The 17,524-nt window shown below is 29.0% G+C and carries 17 protein-coding genes and 1 other annotated feature; of the genes, 4 read left to right on the plus strand and 13 right to left on the minus strand.

What is annotated here, in order from left to right; all coding sequences use genetic code 11:
- Positions 1-336: 336 nt before the first annotated feature.
- Entirely contained in the window at positions 337-1,110 is a 774-nt protein-coding gene (locus B2W91_RS12280; protein WP_291581356.1) for a histidinol phosphate phosphatase, read from the plus strand.
- A gap of 51 nt (positions 1,111-1,161) precedes the next feature.
- Here the strand turns inward: B2W91_RS12280 and rbr are convergent, their stop codons facing one another.
- The 5 genes from rbr to B2W91_RS12305 form a co-directional block, all read right to left on the minus strand.
- Positions 1,162-1,749 carry a rubrerythrin gene (gene rbr / locus B2W91_RS12285; protein ID WP_291581359.1) on the minus strand — a complete coding sequence of 196 codons (588 nt, stop codon included), beginning with the start codon at positions 1,747-1,749 and terminating at the stop codon, positions 1,162-1,164.
- A 295-nt stretch (positions 1,750-2,044) separates the two neighbouring features.
- Entirely contained in the window at positions 2,045-3,979 is a 1,935-nt protein-coding gene (gene metG, locus B2W91_RS12290; RefSeq protein ID WP_291581361.1) for a methionine--tRNA ligase, read from the minus strand.
- A gap of 138 nt (positions 3,980-4,117) precedes the next feature.
- Positions 4,118-4,362, minus strand: a binding site (T-box leader).
- 139 nt (positions 4,363-4,501) lie between these two features.
- Complete coding sequence (locus tag B2W91_RS12295; protein WP_291581363.1) at positions 4,502-6,121, minus strand: hypothetical protein; 1,620 nt, start codon at positions 6,119-6,121, stop codon at positions 4,502-4,504.
- Between the two features lie 140 nt (positions 6,122-6,261).
- Positions 6,262-7,893 carry a hypothetical protein gene (locus B2W91_RS12300; RefSeq protein ID WP_291581364.1) on the minus strand — a complete coding sequence of 544 codons (1,632 nt, stop codon included), beginning with the start codon at positions 7,891-7,893 and terminating at the stop codon, positions 6,262-6,264.
- Positions 7,890-8,825 (minus strand): ABC transporter permease, encoded by a 936-nt coding sequence (locus B2W91_RS12305; protein WP_291581365.1) that lies wholly within the window; start codon positions 8,823-8,825, stop codon positions 7,890-7,892. The genes B2W91_RS12300 and B2W91_RS12305 overlap by 4 nt, the downstream gene beginning before the upstream one ends.
- A 214-nt stretch (positions 8,826-9,039) precedes the next feature.
- On the opposite strand from B2W91_RS12305, the gene B2W91_RS12310 reads away from it, so the two are divergent.
- Entirely contained in the window at positions 9,040-10,413 is a 1,374-nt protein-coding gene (locus tag B2W91_RS12310; RefSeq protein WP_291581367.1) for an MATE family efflux transporter, read from the plus strand.
- Positions 10,414-10,604: 191 nt separating this feature from the next.
- Here B2W91_RS12310 and B2W91_RS12315 read toward each other — a convergent pair whose 3' ends face one another.
- Positions 10,605-11,126: a spore maturation protein gene (locus tag B2W91_RS12315; protein WP_291581386.1), complete on the minus strand. Its 522-nt coding sequence runs from the start codon at positions 11,124-11,126 to the stop codon at positions 10,605-10,607.
- Between the two features lie 63 nt (positions 11,127-11,189).
- The gene (locus B2W91_RS12320; protein WP_291581368.1) at positions 11,190-11,765 is read right to left on the minus strand and encodes a nucleoside recognition domain-containing protein; all 576 of its coding nucleotides are present in this window, start codon (positions 11,763-11,765) and stop codon (positions 11,190-11,192) included.
- Between the two features lie 301 nt (positions 11,766-12,066).
- On the opposite strand from B2W91_RS12320, the gene B2W91_RS12325 reads away from it, so the two are divergent.
- Together B2W91_RS12325 and B2W91_RS12330 are read left to right on the plus strand one after the other, a co-directional pair.
- The gene (locus tag B2W91_RS12325) at positions 12,067-12,255 is read left to right on the plus strand and encodes a small, acid-soluble spore protein, H family (RefSeq protein WP_291581369.1); all 189 of its coding nucleotides are present in this window, start codon (positions 12,067-12,069) and stop codon (positions 12,253-12,255) included.
- Positions 12,256-12,372: 117 nt separating this feature from the next.
- A complete protein-coding gene (locus tag B2W91_RS12330; protein WP_291581370.1) occupies positions 12,373-12,558 on the plus strand; it encodes a hypothetical protein in 186 nt (61 codons plus the stop codon).
- Between the two features lie 43 nt (positions 12,559-12,601).
- On the opposite strand, the gene truA is transcribed toward B2W91_RS12330, so the two are convergent.
- The 6 genes from truA to B2W91_RS12360 form a co-directional block, all read right to left on the minus strand.
- Positions 12,602-13,351 (minus strand): tRNA pseudouridine(38-40) synthase TruA, encoded by a 750-nt coding sequence (gene truA, locus B2W91_RS12335; RefSeq protein ID WP_291581371.1) that lies wholly within the window; start codon positions 13,349-13,351, stop codon positions 12,602-12,604.
- Between the two features lie 134 nt (positions 13,352-13,485).
- Positions 13,486-14,751, minus strand: coding sequence for an MFS transporter (locus B2W91_RS12340; RefSeq protein WP_291581372.1), 1,266 nt, complete (start codon positions 14,749-14,751; stop codon positions 13,486-13,488).
- A 232-nt stretch (positions 14,752-14,983) separates the two neighbouring features.
- A complete protein-coding gene (locus tag B2W91_RS12345) occupies positions 14,984-15,199 on the minus strand; it encodes a hypothetical protein (RefSeq protein ID WP_291581374.1) in 216 nt (71 codons plus the stop codon).
- Positions 15,200-15,221: 22 nt separating this feature from the next.
- Positions 15,222-15,914: an ABC transporter permease gene (locus B2W91_RS12350; protein ID WP_291581375.1), complete on the minus strand. Its 693-nt coding sequence runs from the start codon at positions 15,912-15,914 to the stop codon at positions 15,222-15,224.
- On the minus strand, positions 15,914-16,636 hold the full coding sequence (locus tag B2W91_RS12355; RefSeq protein ID WP_291581376.1) for an ATP-binding cassette domain-containing protein: 723 nt from the start codon (positions 16,634-16,636) through the stop codon (positions 15,914-15,916). Before B2W91_RS12355 ends, B2W91_RS12350 begins: the two co-directional genes overlap by 1 nt.
- Positions 16,637-16,647: 11 nt before the next feature.
- Positions 16,648-17,226, minus strand: a complete 579-nt coding sequence (locus B2W91_RS12360; RefSeq protein ID WP_291581377.1) for a TetR/AcrR family transcriptional regulator — start codon at positions 17,224-17,226, stop codon at positions 16,648-16,650.
- Between the last annotated feature and the right edge of the window lie 298 nt (positions 17,227-17,524).

Raw genomic sequence — 17,524 nt, forward strand, 5'->3', positions numbered from 1 at the left:
TTCTTAATTTTTTACTTTTTTAAATTTTTGAATATATCTTATAAAAGACATGATTTTTATCATGTCTTTTTAACTAGCAATACAATTGCTAATTATTATTGGCGTACACTGCTTACCACTACGGTTAATCAATTTAAAATTTCTCAGTGATAACTGAGAAATATCCACAATTGTGAATTGTGCATTGTGAATTGTGAATTGAATTTTAGTCCATATACTAATAAGCATGGATTATTTTCAGGGACAGATTAAGCTTAAAAGTGGTACATCTATATATATTCTTCTTATACTTTTACTGATATAATGTAATTAATATATTTTAAGGGTGGTGCAAATATGTTTGATACTCATATTCATACTGACTTTTCTAGTGATTCAAAGATGAATATAAGGGATGTTATTAATTCAGCTAAAAATTTAAACTTAGGAATAGTTATAACAGATCATATAGATTTAAATTATCCTGATAAGACAAAATTTAAAGTTGATTTAAAAGAATATTTTGAATGCTATAATTCTTATAGAAGTAATAATATATTAATAGGCATAGAATTAGGAATGGATATGAAATATAAGAAAGAAAATGAATTAATTTCCTGTCATCCCTTTGACCAAATAATAGGTTCTCAACATTTCGTAAATGGAATAGATGCTTTCGATCAGTCATTGTATAAAGAAAAAAGTAAAAAAGAAGTATTCTCACTTTATTTTGAGGATATGATAAACTCTATAAAAACTCATAGTTATATAGATACCTTAGGTCATATAGACTTTATATCAAGATATTGTCCTTATGAAGATCAAGAGCTATATTATAGTGAATATAGTGATTATATAGATGAAGTTATAAAATTATGTTTATCTTATGAAATTTCTTTAGAGGTAAACACAAGACGGCTAGATAATTCACTAAGTACTAAAAATCTTATAGATATTTATAAGAGATATCGTGAGCTTGGAGGTAAATATGTAACCATAGGTTCTGATTCTCATATTCCATCATCTATTGGGTTAAATTTTAAACAAGCTCTGCAGATTTGTGAGCATGTAGGATTATCTCCTATATATTATAAGGAAAGAAAAGCTGAATACATAAAAAGGTGTGATTAATAATCACACCTTTTATAAGTCATTTTATATTATTAGAAATACCTATCTTATCTATGCTTTAGTATCATACATAATTTCAAAATATCCCTGTGGATGTTTGCAAGCAGGACAAACTTTAGGTGCTTCATCCCCTTCATGTATATATCCACAATTTCTACACTTCCAATATTGTTTTTCTTCTCTTTTATATAATCTACCTTTTCTTAAGGCATTCATTAAATCTAAATATCTTTGTTCATGAGCTTTTTCAACTTCTATTATATGATTAAAAGCAAATTCAACTTCAGGATATCCTTCCTCTTTAGCAATTTTAGCAAACTCAGGATATGCTGTACCCCACTCTTCTTTTTCGCCTTCTGCTGCATATTCAAGGTTTTGCAATGTATTTCCTAATCCTATAGGATAATCCGCATCAACCTTTATATGAGCTTTTCCTAATCCCTCTATTAATAGATTAAAGAAAACCTTAGCATGAGCTCTTTCATTATCTGCTGTTTCTTCAAATATTGCAGCAATATGCATATGTCCTTCTTTACGTGCTATACCAGCATAATAAGTATACCTGTTTCTAGCTTGAGATTCACCAGCAAAAGCTTTAGCTAAATTATCGGCCGTTCTGCTTCCAACTAAACTTTTCATAAAACAACACTCCTTCAAAATTCATCATTTCATATTTTTACCTAAAAACGCAAAATTAATTCATTTTGAATTAACTTGGTAACAAAACTTTTACAGGATAAGCATATTAAATTGATGTATAATTTTGCACATATTCCAACTATTTTAAATCTTTGTTGCATTTTTAACAATATTTATACTATAAATTAACATAAAAAGAGAGCATAAATTATTATGCTCTCTAAAAATTTAAAATTTATTAATTATAAAGGCGGACACTGTTCCTCCACTATAAAAATATATTAAAGAAATTATTTTATCTTACTATACTACCTGTTGGTAAATCACCTGGATCTACTGTAAATAACTTACTATCATCATCAGTTGCTGCACATAATATCATACCTTGAGATAATTCTCCCCTCAAAGTTACTGGTTTTAAATTAGCAACTAATACTACATTTTTACCTATTAATTCTTCTGGTTTATAGTTCATTGCTATTCCTGATATAACTTGACGAATTTCTCCACCTAAATCTACCTTTAGTTTAAGTAATTTTTTAGCTTTTTTAACAGGTTCACACTCTATAACCTTAACAACTCTTAAATCTATTTTATCAAAGTCATCAATTGTAATTTCCTCTTTTATCGGCTCCATTACTGGTACTTCAGCTGCTTTTTTAGCCTCTTCAGATATCTTATCTAGCTCAGCTATTTTAGCTTCTACATCTATTCTTGGGAACATTACTTCTCCCTTAGAAACCTTAGCTCCTGGTTTTGTTCCATTAAATGATAATAAGCTTTCCCATGTTGTTTCTGTAATATTTAATTGGCTATTAATCTTTTCACTTGTACTCGGTAAGAAAGATGATATTAATACAGAAACTATTCTTAATGACTCTGCTAAATTATATAAAACTGTTGCAAGTCTTGGCTTTTGCTCTTCATCTTTTCCAAGTATCCATGGAGTTGTTTCATCTATATATTTGTTTGTTCTTCTTATCAATGTCCATACATGATCTAAAGCATTAGATATATTTAATTCATCTATAGCCTTCTCAACTAATATAGGTGCTTCAAGAGCTAATGAAATTAACTCTTCATCTACAGCTTCTTTAACATCTGGGGAAGGTATTACTCCATTGAAATATTTTTCTATCATTGTAGCTGTTCTTGAAACTAGATTTCCAAGATCATTAGCTAAATCTGAATTTGTTTTCTTAATAAATATTTCATTGTTAAATAGACCATCTGAACCAAATGGTATTTCATGTAGTAAATAATATCTAACAGCATCTACTCCAAAATGATTAACAAGTACTACTGGATCTACTACATTGCCTTTGGATTTAGACATTTTACCTCCATCAACTAATAGCCATCCATGGCCAAATACCTGTTTAGGTAATGGTAATCCTAAAGCCATAAGCATTATAGGCCAGTATATAGTATGGAATCTCAATATATCCTTACCGATTAAATGAACATCTGCTGGCCAAAATTTATTATAAAGCTCTGTATCTTCACTATTATATCCTAATGCAGTTATATAGTTTGAAAGTGCGTCAATCCATACATATATAACATGGCCCGGATCAAACTCCACTGGAATTCCCCAAGTAAATGAAGTTCTTGATACGCAAAGATCTTGTAGTCCTGGTTTTAAAAAGTTATTAACCATTTCATTTTTTCTTGATTCTGGTTGAATAAATTCCGGATGGGTTTCTATGTATTCAAGTAATTTATCTGCATATTTAGACATCTTAAAGAAATATGCTTCTTCTTTAGCTTTTTCAACTGGTCTTCCACAATCCGGGCAGTTTCCATTAACTAATTGAGTTTCTGTCCAAAAAGACTCACAAGGAGTACAATACCATCCCTCATAAGAACTTTTATAAATATCTCCCTGATCATGAAGCTTACTAAATATTTTTTGAACTGATTTTTTATGATATTCTTCAGTAGTTCTTATAAATTTATCATATTTTATGTCCATCATATTCCATAGGTCTTTTATTCCTGCTACAATTTCATCAATATATTCTATTGGTTTAACACCTTTTTCTTCTGCTATTCTTTGCAGTTTTTGACCATGTTCATCTGTTCCTGTTAAAAACATCACCTCATGGCCTGTTAATCTTTTAAATCTTGCTAAAGCATCTGCTGCAACAGTCGTATAGGTATTTCCTATATGAAGATTTGCAGATGGATAATAAATTGGTGTAGTAATATAATATGGTTTTTTACACATAATCTTGCCTCCTGTATTTGTATTTCAAAATATAAGCTTTCACTCTAGTTTCTAAAAAATCTAGACTTAAAGAAAAATTAGTTATTAATCTTTCCATAACTTTCTAATAAAAAAAGCCCCTATATGGAAATTTTTCCATATAGAGACGTTGTATACGTGTTACCACTCTATTTTATACTTATTTCGCAATAAGTACCTCATTAAGTGACTTGCAAAAAGCTTTTATCACCTTGCAATATATCGGTTGCTCCCGTACCTTCCTTACTTTTGCTCAAAAGGTCTGCTCCAAGTCCATATTCATAAAGTTGTATGCTGCCAGTTTTCACCTGCTCTAGCTCTCTTTAAGCACTTCACTTTACTACTCTTCTTTTCATAGCATTATGTTATTATTACTATTATGATATGATAAAGTAGTTTTTATGTCAATATAATAAAATTTCTAAGTATTTTATTAAAGTAATCCATTTTTCATCTATAGATATTGCTCCAATAAAGATATCTACATTATAGCAAATGCATTTACTATTTTATAAAGCTTACATATAACATTAAAGTTACAACACTATCAACAATCAATGCAGATGGAATTCTTAATGCTATAACATTGTATTCTAAATCCTTTTTATATTTGCCATATCCATATAGAGCACAAAGTAAGCTTATGGTAACCATACATAGAAAACCAACGGCACTATTATAATACCTAGGTAAGAGATTTACTCCTCTAATGTGAAAAGCTTTATTTATAAAATAAAATTTTATGGTAAAAATAATACCATATGTCAGAAAATACATTATTTTTCTTAGCCTTTTACTTAATTTATATTCTATAAGAGCTACAAGAGATACTATAGCCATACCCGGTATAATCCATATAAGTCCCATAGAAACTATATAAACAGCTCCGAAAAACATTCCCTCTAAAGTTTGAATAAATGCACTTATTGCTTCCTCTTTTCTATTTCCGGAATTTTCGTTTATAAACTCTGGATCTTTTGACGTAATATAAAGCTTTGCTTTACCTTTTTCGATGGAATCAATAAAAACCACTGCATCCTTATAATTCACTGGATTTATAGATATCTTTTTACTTCTTGACAATGGTTCTTTAAAGACTCCTATATACAAAGCTTTATCGGACATGTCTTTTTTTACCTTTGATATTTTCATCTTAACTATATCTGTTTGGCTTTTTAATTTTGCAGCTGTTCTACTAGTACTAACTAAAAATGTGCCCGGTTCTTCGCCATAGGTAGCTACAGTACCTATATAAACATCATCTGCATTAATTTCGTTTTCATCTGTTCCTATTTTGACTCTAAATGGTCCATAACTACTACCTTTTTCACCGTTAATAGGGAAATTTAAAAGATTAAATCCAAACTGCTTACCTTCAAATATATACTCTATTAAAACATAAACATTTTCTTCATCAATTGCCATTGTAGCATTTCTAAATTTCACCTTTGTGATTTCACTTAAATTTCCACCTAATTTAGGCTCTGTAACTTTACCATCTTCTATCCAAATGTAGTAAAATTCATCTAACCCCATCATATAGCCAAGCATATATTTATTCTTATATTTCGCACTTACCGGCAGTCTTATATTATCGCCTATATTAACTCTGGAAACTTTGTTTATTAAATAATCTTTTATTTCAACATATTCATCATAAAAAACTGCTAATATATTTTCTGAAATTTTTATCTTATTAGTTACATTTTTTACATTTGTTTTGTCTATCGGATTTAAATCATCATCTAATTTTAATATTTCAATAGTGTTTTTATCTGCACCTGTTAATAAGAAGTTTATATAAATATTCTTATTGTCTGTAATAATATCTATATCTTTTGGCTCATTATCAGACGCTGTAAATTGTGACTCTCTAATTTTTTTTCCTAACTTATCTATTAGCATTACATTAATAATGTCACCATCTTGATAGGCGACCACATAATTACCCTTATATTCAATTATATCTGGAAACTCCGTTATGTTCCCTTGTGATAAAAATACTTCCTTACCCCATTTTTCGCTTGGTGGTTTTATGGCTTCTTTGTAGTTCAAACTATAGTGAAAACAAAATATAGCTATAATTATCACACCTACAATTGCGTAAAACTTTTCCCTCTTCACATATACCCCTACTTTCTATAATTCTAAAGTATACGATTATATATAAATTTCAAATAAGAACTTTTCTTTTATCTTAATATTCAATAATGATTTTAGTTTCTTTATATAAAGGTCCTATCCTATAATATAAAGATTATTTTCTATATAATAAAACCAACAAATAATATTAAAGTTAAAAGCGAGTCTATTAATATTGGCTTTGAAAAACTCAATACAATTACATTATAATCCAAATCTTTACTATAATCTTTATATCCATAACTCAAACAAACTAAACTAATTAATAATGTACATGCGACTCCTACATTTAAACTAAAAAAAGATGGCATAAGCATTGCTTGATTAATATAAAATAGTTTATTTATAAAATAAAGCTTTAATAGATAAGCTAAACTATAAGCAAATATAAATAATGCCTTTCTTATAGTTTTATTAAATTTAAATTCGATTATTGAAATAAGAGATATTAAAGCAAGAGATGGTATAATCCATAATGAACCATAAATCACCAAATAAGCCATTCCAAAAAGCATGCTTTCTGAAGTAGCTAAAAGTGAATCAATTGCTTCACTTGGTCTACTTTTGTTATTAACTTCTTTAAATTCTTTATCTTTTGAAGTTATATACACATTACTTTTATCATTTCCTATAGGTTCACAAAATACTATTGCACTTTTATAGCTAACAGGGTAAATGGAGTTATTCCTGCTATTTGATACAGGATTTTTTATAACAGCGCCATATTTATCACGAAAACGTCCACCTATTGAATTTTCATTATCTTCAATAGAAATTTCCACTATATCAGGTTGTTCTTTCATCTTAAAAACCTTTCTTCCACAACTCCCCAGAATCATTCCCTCTTGATTTGGATAATTAGCTAAACTAGTTACATCTACATTAAATTTCTTCCTCTCATCTATATTGTCACCAAAATTTTCCATTAACCTAAAATCACTTATATAAAGATCATTTTTATCTAATGAAAATTTAAAGCTTTTTACAGTATACTCTTTACCCTTATATACATATTCTACAATTGCATATATATCATTTTCTTTATAAGTAATAGTATTTGAAATGAAAGAAGAATTGGATCCCCCCTGTACATCAAATGCAACTTTAGGTTCAGTTGTTTGTCCATTTTTATCTATAAAAAAATACTTATATGCACTTCTATCAGATATATATGTTATTAAATATTTATCTTTATAAGGAATACTTGTAGGCATCTCTGCTTTATTATTTAAATTAATTTTAAAAGAAGAACTTTTAAGAAAATCAATAAATTCTATATGATCATCATAAAAAATACATAATATATTTTCTGATAGATCAAGTTTACTTCTCATATTATCAATTTGTTTTGTTTCTATTAATTCTAAGTTATCATTTAATTTTAAAATTTTTACTGTATTATAATACATATCTGTTAGCATATAAGTAATATATATATTTTTATTATCTGTAACCACTCCCAAATCTCTAGGTTCTTTGCCATCTGCTTTAAAAGTACTTTCCTTTAATATGTTACCTAGCTTGTCTACCACTATTGCCTTTATATCATCTCCGTTTTGATGAACAACAATATAATTATCATTATATCCAGTTAAAGCAGGATATTGCTTAATGTCTCCTTTAGATATTAGTACTTCCTTTGCCCATACTTCTGAAGGTGCTTTAATTGCTTCTCTATAGTTTAAATGGTAATGAAGGTAAAATATGGATACAAACATTAATATAGACATAATATAGAAACTTTTTCTTTTCATATTTTGTTCTCCTTACTAAATACCATCTCTTGAGGATCTAGTGCATCTCTTAAAGCATCACCTATAACATTAAAGCAAATTATAGTTATAGTCATAACAGAAGCTGGAATAAATACTTGATAAGGATAGAACATAAGTGAAAATCCTGCATTATACATAAGTGATCCCCAACTTAGTAGTGGATATCTCATACCAAATCCAATATAACTTAATAATCCTTCTAATATAAGCACATTAGGAATCTCCATAGTTATAGTAACTATAGCTATACTAATTACATTTCTAATTAAATGATTACAAATAATTCTAGAAGTGCTAGCTCCTAGTGCTTTTGCAGCTAAAACATATTCTTGCTCTTTTATTTGTAATAGTTGTCCTCTAATTACTCGGGCAACATTACCCCACCCATTAACTGTCATAGCAAGAATTAGGCTTAGTGGTCCAGGTCCTAAAATAAGATACATTAGTGTTATTATCACTATAAGTGGCACACTGGTTACTATTTCTAGTATTCTCATTATTATGTCATCAATAATGCCACCATAAAAACTGCAAATACCTCCATAAACTATTCCTATAGATAAGTTTAAGAATGCTATGATAAGACTAATACCTAATGAACTTCTAGCTCCTTTCCATACACCTGCAAAAATATCTCTTCCTTGATCAGTAGTACCAAAATAGTGAATACTATTTGGTCTTAAGTTTTTTTCTTTAACAGGTTCAAAATAATCAAAGTTTGTAAAAAGAGGATAAAAAATTGTCATCAAAATTACAATTAATAAAATAATTGTAGCTAAAATTGCAACCTTATTTTTAAAAAATTTTATTTTTACACTCTTCCAATAACTTAAGCTCACCTCCCCCATTAGTTCTTTTTCTTCAATCTTACAACCAACGACCTCAAAATCTTTCTTTTTTAATTCTCTCATAAAGTCTCCCCCCAAAGTTTAAAATACTTGCCCCTTTAAAATATGTTATAACAAATTCTATATATTTTTGTCAATTATTCAATAATTTACTAATTGTTAACAATATTTATGGTAATTGCAAAAATACTATTATTTTGTCATTTATTATTAACAGTATAATTTGCTTCTGATATAATTAAGTAATATTGGCATTAAAAAGGGAGGAGGTAATTATATGCTAAACAAAAAAGAAGTTAAAAATGTACTTGCTATTGCATTGCCTGCTGTTGGAGAAATGGTTTTGTATATGATGGTTTGGGTTTTAGATACCCTTATGATTGGACAATATGGAGGACAAATAGCTGTTAGTACTGTTGGTATTTCTGGAGAAATATTATATACCTTTGCTAATATTTTTATAGCTATGGGTGTATCTGTTGCCATAACCTCTATTGTGGCAAGACGTTATGGCGCTAAAGAATATGATATTGCTGAAGAATATGCCACTATTGGATTTGTGATAGGTACTATAATTAGTATAATTTGTACTATTGTAATTTTTATTTTTTCTAAACAGCTCCTAACTGCTGCTGGTTGTGAACCTGAAGTCCTAGAAATTGCTATGACATATATAAGAATTGTTTGTTTCGGAATTGTGTTTAACATGATAACCAGTCTTTACTCAGCAATACAAAGAGCTTATGGAAATACAAAAATTCCTCTTATAACATCCTTCATAGTAATATTAATAAACATGACTTTAGACTACATACTAATCTTTGGTAAGTTTGGTGCTCCAGAATTAGGTGTTGCTGGTGCTGCAATAGCAACTATAACTGCTCAAATTTGTGGATTTTTATTTTCTACATACTATACCTTTAAAAAGTCTAAGATTAAAATTAAATTTAAATATTTGAAATCTTTAACTATAGAAAAAACTAAAACCCTATTTAAATTGTCTATACCTGCATCACTTCAAGAAGGTGCTTTTAGTATTAGTAGATTATTTACAACTTTTATGATAATGAGGCTTGGAACTGTTGCTTTTTCTGCTAATACAATAACTTCAACTCTAGAATCATTATCTTACATGCCTGGTTGGGGATTTGCTGTAGCATGTACAACACTTGTTGGAAATAAATATGGTGAAAAAGATTATAAGGGCGCAATGAAATATGCTTATAACTGTGCAGCCTTAGGATTAATTTCAATGATTTGTATAGCTTCATTATTTATAATTATGCCTAAATTCTTAATTGGTCTATTTATAAATAGTAGTGAGGTTGAAGTTATTTCCTTAGGTGCTAAGTGCTTAATGATAGCAGCACTTCAGCAACCTGGTATGGCAATTTCCATGATATATGGAGGGGCCCTAAAAGGAATAGGTAATACAAAAATACCATTTAAAGTTTCTCTATTTACAGGATGGTGTATTAGATTACCATTGGTATTTTACTTTATTTATATAACTCAAGGTTCAGTAACATACTTTTGGTGGATTTGTGTAATTCAATGGATAGCTGATGCCGCATTAATTTATATTGCTTATAAAAGAAAATTTAACAGCCTAATAGAAGAATATTCTATTGAATCAACACAGAATATTTGATAAAAATTTATAAGTACACCTAATCAACTGAATTTTTTTAAGTTATATAAAATAATTCTTTAAAGCTGTGAGCTAATTATCATAGCACAATCAGTGCACCTCTAAAATATTTAGAGGTGCTTATTTATTTTTATCTTATAATTATATATCAACTTGTAAAACTAAGAATTAACAATTAAGAATGAACAATTTTAGTATATTATAAATTTTGCTACATTTACTGCTATAAGTACTGCACAAATATCTACTAATATTGCCACCCATAAAGTATGTCTTATTTTTTTAATTTGTACTGCTCCATAATAAACTGCTAAAGTATAAAATATTGTTTCTGTGGATCCCATAATTATAGAAGCACAAGTACCTATAAAGCTATCTGGACCATATTCCTTTACGATATCTGTAAAAATTCCTATAGCTCCACTTCCTGATAGAGGTTTCATTAAAACTAAAGGTACAACTTCTGGCGGTACCCCTACCACATCTACTGCAGGCTTTATTAATGAAATTAAAAAATTCATAGCTCCTGATGCTCTAAAAGCATTGATAGCTAAAAGCATAGCTAAAAGATAGGGAAATATTCTAACACAAATTCCTATTCCATCCTTTGCACCTTCTATAAAGCACTCATATACTTTAACCTTTTTAAAAATTCCATAGGTTGTAATTAAAATTATTATTATCGGAATAATAGCCTTTATTATATATTGAATTAATACCCTCACATCCATAATATTCTCCTTACTTTAATCGATAGCTAAACTCGATTTTATTTTTTAAAAATGCTTTTGTAGTAGTTTACAAAGAACTATACCTATTAAACATGCACAAAATGTTGTAATAAAAGCAGCCAAAATTATTGCTCCTGGATTTTGAGAATTCGCTGCTGCTCTTATAGATACTACTGTTGTAGGAATAAACTGAATACAAGCGGCATTTAATATCAAGAATAATACCATATCATTGGTAGCTTTGCCTTTCTCCATATTTAATCTCTCCATCTCCTCCATAGCTTTTATTCCAAAAGGTGTAGCAGCATTTCCAAGTCCAAACATATTAGCAGTAAGGTTCATAGTTATAGCCCCCATTGCTTTTTCATCTTTACCTGCCTCTTTAAATATTAGTTTTAGTACAGGAGTCAATGCTCTGGAAAGTTTTGAGGTTAGTCCACTTTTTTCTGCTATTTTCATGACTCCACACCAAAGGCACATCATTCCAACAAGTCCAATTATTAAATCCACCGTTGAAGAAGTGGTTGATACTATTGCTTTAGAAACTATCTCTCCATCTCCGTTTAATATGCCAAATCCTATACCTATAGCTAATATAAGAAACCATATTACATTTATCATGCAAATTCCCTCCATAAAATTAATTTTTTTAATCTATAATGCAATATCTAACAATACAACCTGCACACTTTTATTAATAGATTAATAATATATATGAAGAACAGAAGTATAAAATTTCAATTTGTACAAACTTTTAAAACATGTAAAAAGCTAATACAAATTATACTATTGTAAGCTTTGGTAAGAAGCATCCATATTTTTTTATTTCTAAATATCAATTTTTATTTAAAACTCCAAACATATCTATTATTTGGGTTATAAGTTATAAATTAAATTTTAAATTTATAGGAGGAATTCATGGATGGATACTAGTAGACTTTTAGAAATTCAAAAATCTAATGAAAATATCACTGTGTACTTTAATAATCATATAGTTTGGATAGATCATATAAATACAAAACAAGAAATAGCTAAAATTATAGACTTAGATATATTAGAAACTTATGTAGTTCCTATTCGTAAATTATCTGAAGGAAATAATATTTTATAGCATATAAATTATTAATTAAGCTTATTTTCAACTTGAAATTAATGCTGTGCAATGCTAACATTTTATTAAGAAATAATTCGTAAGAAACAAGAAGATTAAATTTAAAAGGAGATTTTTATGAAGGAAAACAATTTACAACTAGCTCAAAAAGATATCGATGAGGCACTATACACTATTGAAGAACTAGAAAAAAGTATAAAAGAAGATGCTCTTTCAGAAGATTTAGTTAAAAAAAATTTTTTAGAGCTAACTAAAAAAATGCAAGAAATTGAGAACCTATTAAAAGAAGAAGGAATACTATAAAAAAGGAGTTCATTGAACTCCTTTTTCTATTGTACATTGTGCATTATTTTAAGTTGTTATATATAACTTCCTTTAAATAAAGTCCTTTAGCTTGTGTAATTGGACCTGCCTCTTCTCTTTTCTTTTTATTTAATATAGTTTCAACCTCATCTACTGATATTTTTCCAGCTCCTACTTCTAAAAGAGTTCCCGTTATAATCCTTACCATATTCCATAGAAACCCATCCCCATTAATTTCTATTTCTATTAAATCCTTATTTTTATTTATATTAATATAATTTATAGTTCTCACTGTAGATTTTTTCTTTGTTTTAAGTGTAGTAAAGCTTTGAAAATCATGAGCTCCAACTAATATTTTGCTTGCCTTTATCATATTTTCTAAATTTAAATCTTTATCTATATGATAAACATATTTTCTATTAAAAACATTTCTAAATTTACCATTATTTATTCTATAAATATAAGTTTTAGCTTTAGCATTATATCTAGCATGAAATCTTTCTTCTACCTCTTCTACTTCTTTGACTACTATATCTTCAGGTAAAAATTCATAAAGATAATCAATCATCATTCCTTCACTTAACATACAATTAGTATGGAAGTTTGCTATGTAATTTTCTGCATGTACTCCTCCATCAGTTCTTCCACAACCAATAAGCTCTATTTTTTCACTAGTCATTTTAGAAAGTACATCTTCTATTTTTCCTTGTATAGTATTATCATTATCACCAAGTCTTTGCCATCCCTTATATCTACTTCCGTCATATTCTATAGTTAACTTTAAATTTCTCATAATATAAATCCACCTTTTTTTCTATATTCTTTCTAAGTTTACTATAATTTAATCCCTTTATTCAATCTAAAAAAGGGGTTATTTCAGAATTAACTTAAAAAGTTAACTCTGAAACAGCCCCTTTATGTTAAATATTATATATCCTTATGTGCTCCGAAAAAATTTGCTTTTCTAGAACTTAATGATATCTTTGCAACCAATGCCATAATCAAGGTAAATGCTCCAGCAATTAAAACAGTTATGTAAACTCTATCATTAAAGCTGTCCAGCAATGCACCGTAAATAATTTGACCTAATGGTGTTGCGCATGTAGCTACTGCAAAAAGAATCGCCATGACCTTTCCAAGTAATTCGTTGGGTGTTTCTTTTTGTATGATTGTAGTAATGAAAATTGATGCAATTGTTGTTGCGAAAAGTATTAGCATAGCTGACACTGTGAAAACGATAAAAGGTATCCAAAATCCCAAATTTGATCCAAATAGGCTAACTGACAATGCCATTGGAATGAATAAAAGTCCACAAGCAACAAACCACAAATACAGATTATTTATTTTTAGTTTTTCACCAATAACTCCAATTCCTATGGCTGCTAAAATTGTACTAAATGATATTGCACCTTGTGTTACACCAAATAATGTACTATCAGCACCCATTACAACCTTCACAATATAAGGGACACCTACTAAAATAATTGGAGATAAAAATAAGTTTATCCCAGCTGCAATGAACATGATTTTTAAGACAAAACGGTTTTTATTCAATATATAGCTTAAACCTTCTTTAATATCCACAAAAATTGCTGTTGCAATATGCCCGTCATGTGACTTCTTTGTAAAGGGTATTTGTATAACTATTTCCATTACCGCTGACAGGAAAAATGCACTACAGCTAACGATTACAATGGCTTCAAGCCCCATAAGTCCATATAATAAACCTCCTAAAATTGGGCCGATGATTCCCGTTAGTGCACTTACACCGGATACAATTCCATTTGCCTTTATCAGATTATCTTCGTCAGCCAATACTGGAATTGAAGCTTGAACAGCAGGTTGATACATAGTGCTTATAACAGATAGCAATGTCATTATCACACCTATGAAAAATACCGAATTATTCCCATAGAATAAAGACAGCATTAAAGCTAAAATAATGGCGCTACTTAAAAAGTCAAAAATCACCATCAAATTTCGACGATTGAATCGATCAGCGATAGCGCCACCAATTGGTGAAAATATGATAATTGGTATAGTTGAAATAGCTAGGATTGTAGCAAAAATTTCTGCTTTACCTGTTAAATCAAGTATATATAAAGATAAAGAGAATTTTAATATTGACGCTCCAAAGAGTGATATAATCTGCCCTAAAATCATTAATTTAAAATTTCTGTTAAATATTTTCATTTTTGATCTTTCATCCCCCATAAATTTGATAAAATTACTACGACACCAAAACAAATTAGTAGCTCAATTTTCCTAAACGCACCAAATAAAATAAGGAAAAATCCCAGTATGGTACTTACAATTGAACCGAGGAATATTATTGATGGGCTCGGTAAATCTATTGATACATGAAAAAAGTGATTTAATTGATTTATAAATTTATCCACATACTAATCCTCCTCCATATAAAATTTTATATTCGTGATAGAATTTGTATGATATTCGATAGAATTGAAGCAACCCCAATTCCAATGCAAGTCCATGCAAGAGTACTTTTTCCTTGTGTTTTCTTTTTTCTTAATAAACCAAATATTATAAGAAAAGCTCCTAATACTATGCTAATGATTGAAGTAATCAATAAGAATTGTTGGTCAAAAGATATATTGAAATAATTATCTAGATTACTCATGGCATTTCCTCCTAATAAAGATTTAACATAAATCATTGTTTACAATATTTTTTATGGCTATTGCCGCAAAAAACAACCCAATAGCACCTAACACTAACGAAATTGGTATTATAAAGATTAACCCTCCAGCACCTGTTTGTGCATTAACCACTATACTAACAATGAAAAGAGATGAAATAATGGTTGCAATGGTAGATTTTCGTATCATTCCGATATACAGAGGTAGCATTCCCAATAAAGTCGCTGTAATCGTTGTTATTCCAACATTAAAAACGTATTTTGGAGTAATCCCATAACTAACAAAATTCAATACCTTGCTCATTCCAAATATGCAGATGTTTTGAAGCAATTCCGAAAGGGCAATAGAAACAAATGTCACTAGCAATATCAAAGTTAGTTTAGCGGCTATCAATTTTTTTCGGTTAATTGGATAAGTAAAAAGTAATGACATTGTTTTACTTCTGAACTCTTCAACGATAATCGTTGCTATTAGAACAGATTCCCATACCAAAAAAGTAGCTTTGATTAACATACTATTAATGCTCATTGTGTCCAATTCAAGAGAGGATAAATTGGTTTGGGGAATTTGCCCAATTGAAAGCATATATGTCATAAACAAACTAAAAAATAGAATTACTATATTAGCGATGATTACACCAAAAACATGATTCTTTAGATTAAATCTTTTTAGCTCTAGCTTTATTAAACCTTCCATTATTTCTCTACCCCCTCTAATAGCTTCAAATAGTATTCCTCTAAATTAATATCTTTTGCCGCAATATCATTCATTGATAATTCTTCTAGAATAATGCCATTGTTGATAATGCCGATAGTATGCGCAATTTTCTCCATCTCGCTTAAAATATGGCTTGATATTAAAATTGTAGTTCCTCGCTCTTTATTAATTTTAATAAGTAGCTCTCTCATGTCTGATATACCTTTAGGATCAAGTCCGTTGATTGGCTCATCTAATATTAAAATTTCGGGATTTGTCAATATTGCTCTTGCAATGGCAAGCCTTTGCTTCATCCCTAGTGAAAAATTTTTTACCTTTTTATCACCTGTATTTGATATTCCAGCCATTTGTAAAGACTTTTCAATGTTTGCCTTATAATCAATTCCCATATAGTCGCAATGCAGTTCCAAATTTTGTCTGGCTGTTAGGTTTTGATAAAAAACAGGCATTTCAATAATACTGCCAATCTTGGAGAAAACCTTGTTACTGCTGTCCAGCTCCTCTTCGTCCAATAAATTGATTGTGCCAGAGGTTGGCTTTAGTATGCGAAATAATACTTTCATCAAAGTGGTTTTACCTGCTCCGTTTGCCCCTAAAAACCCGTAAATTTCACCTTTTTTAACTTTCATATTCACCTTTGATAATATGGTTTGATCATCAATTACTTTGCATAAATCATGTACTTCTATTGCATAGTCCAAAACAGCACCTCCTATTCAAAAATTTCTTCTATCATCTTGTCCAGCATATACTCAAACACTTCAAAGTGATCATAAATAAGGTGCTCTTTATTTGCATTTATAGACAAAAGTGTATCAAAAACTGCCACCGCCTTATTTTCTTCAACTTTAAGAATTAGGTTATATTCCTTAATAATCTCGTGTATATTGCTTAAAGAATTAAATTGATGTTTAGATAACCATTCTTTTGGAACCTTATTTATAAATGCCATAAAATCTGGAGTATTAAAATCAAAAATAAGGTTTCCTTTGTCATACTCCAAATATATTAATCTTAGTGCTTTCGCAAAGCCATATTTTGTAGGTGTTTCCGCCATGGTTTCTTCAATTCTCAAAAATAATCGCTTCTGGATAACATCAACAATATCGCAAAATAATTCCTCTTTTGAACGATAAAACAGATAAAAAGCACCTTTAGATATTCCTACTTTTGCACAGAGTTCATCAAGATTAGTTTTTTTATAGCCAAATTTAGCCCAACTTTTTTCGCATTCTGCAATTAATTTTTCTCGTATATTCTCTTTTTCAGTTTCAGTAAAACTTTTAGCCATGATAATACCTCCCTTTAGATTACTGTATGACTAAATAAATATTTTTGGTCATACAGTAATCATAAATTGTAGTATTAAATTTGTCAAGAGAATATATAATTTTGTTTATCTATTAAAAAATACTTATAAAAATAGCAATAGGAAGAAAAAAATTTTAAGAAAGATATAAGTAAGAGAGAAGACTTGGAGTATGGCTCTTAGATCAACTTTATTAAAGTGTACCTAAAATTAAAAAAATCTATATAGCACGATAATTATTTTCATTATCTATAGAAATTTCTCATTTAGATTAAAAGAG

Origin of the sequence: Clostridium sp. UBA6640 (assembly GCF_002455975.1) — a bacterium.
Lineage (GTDB): Bacteria > Bacillota > Clostridia > Clostridiales > Clostridiaceae > Clostridium_J.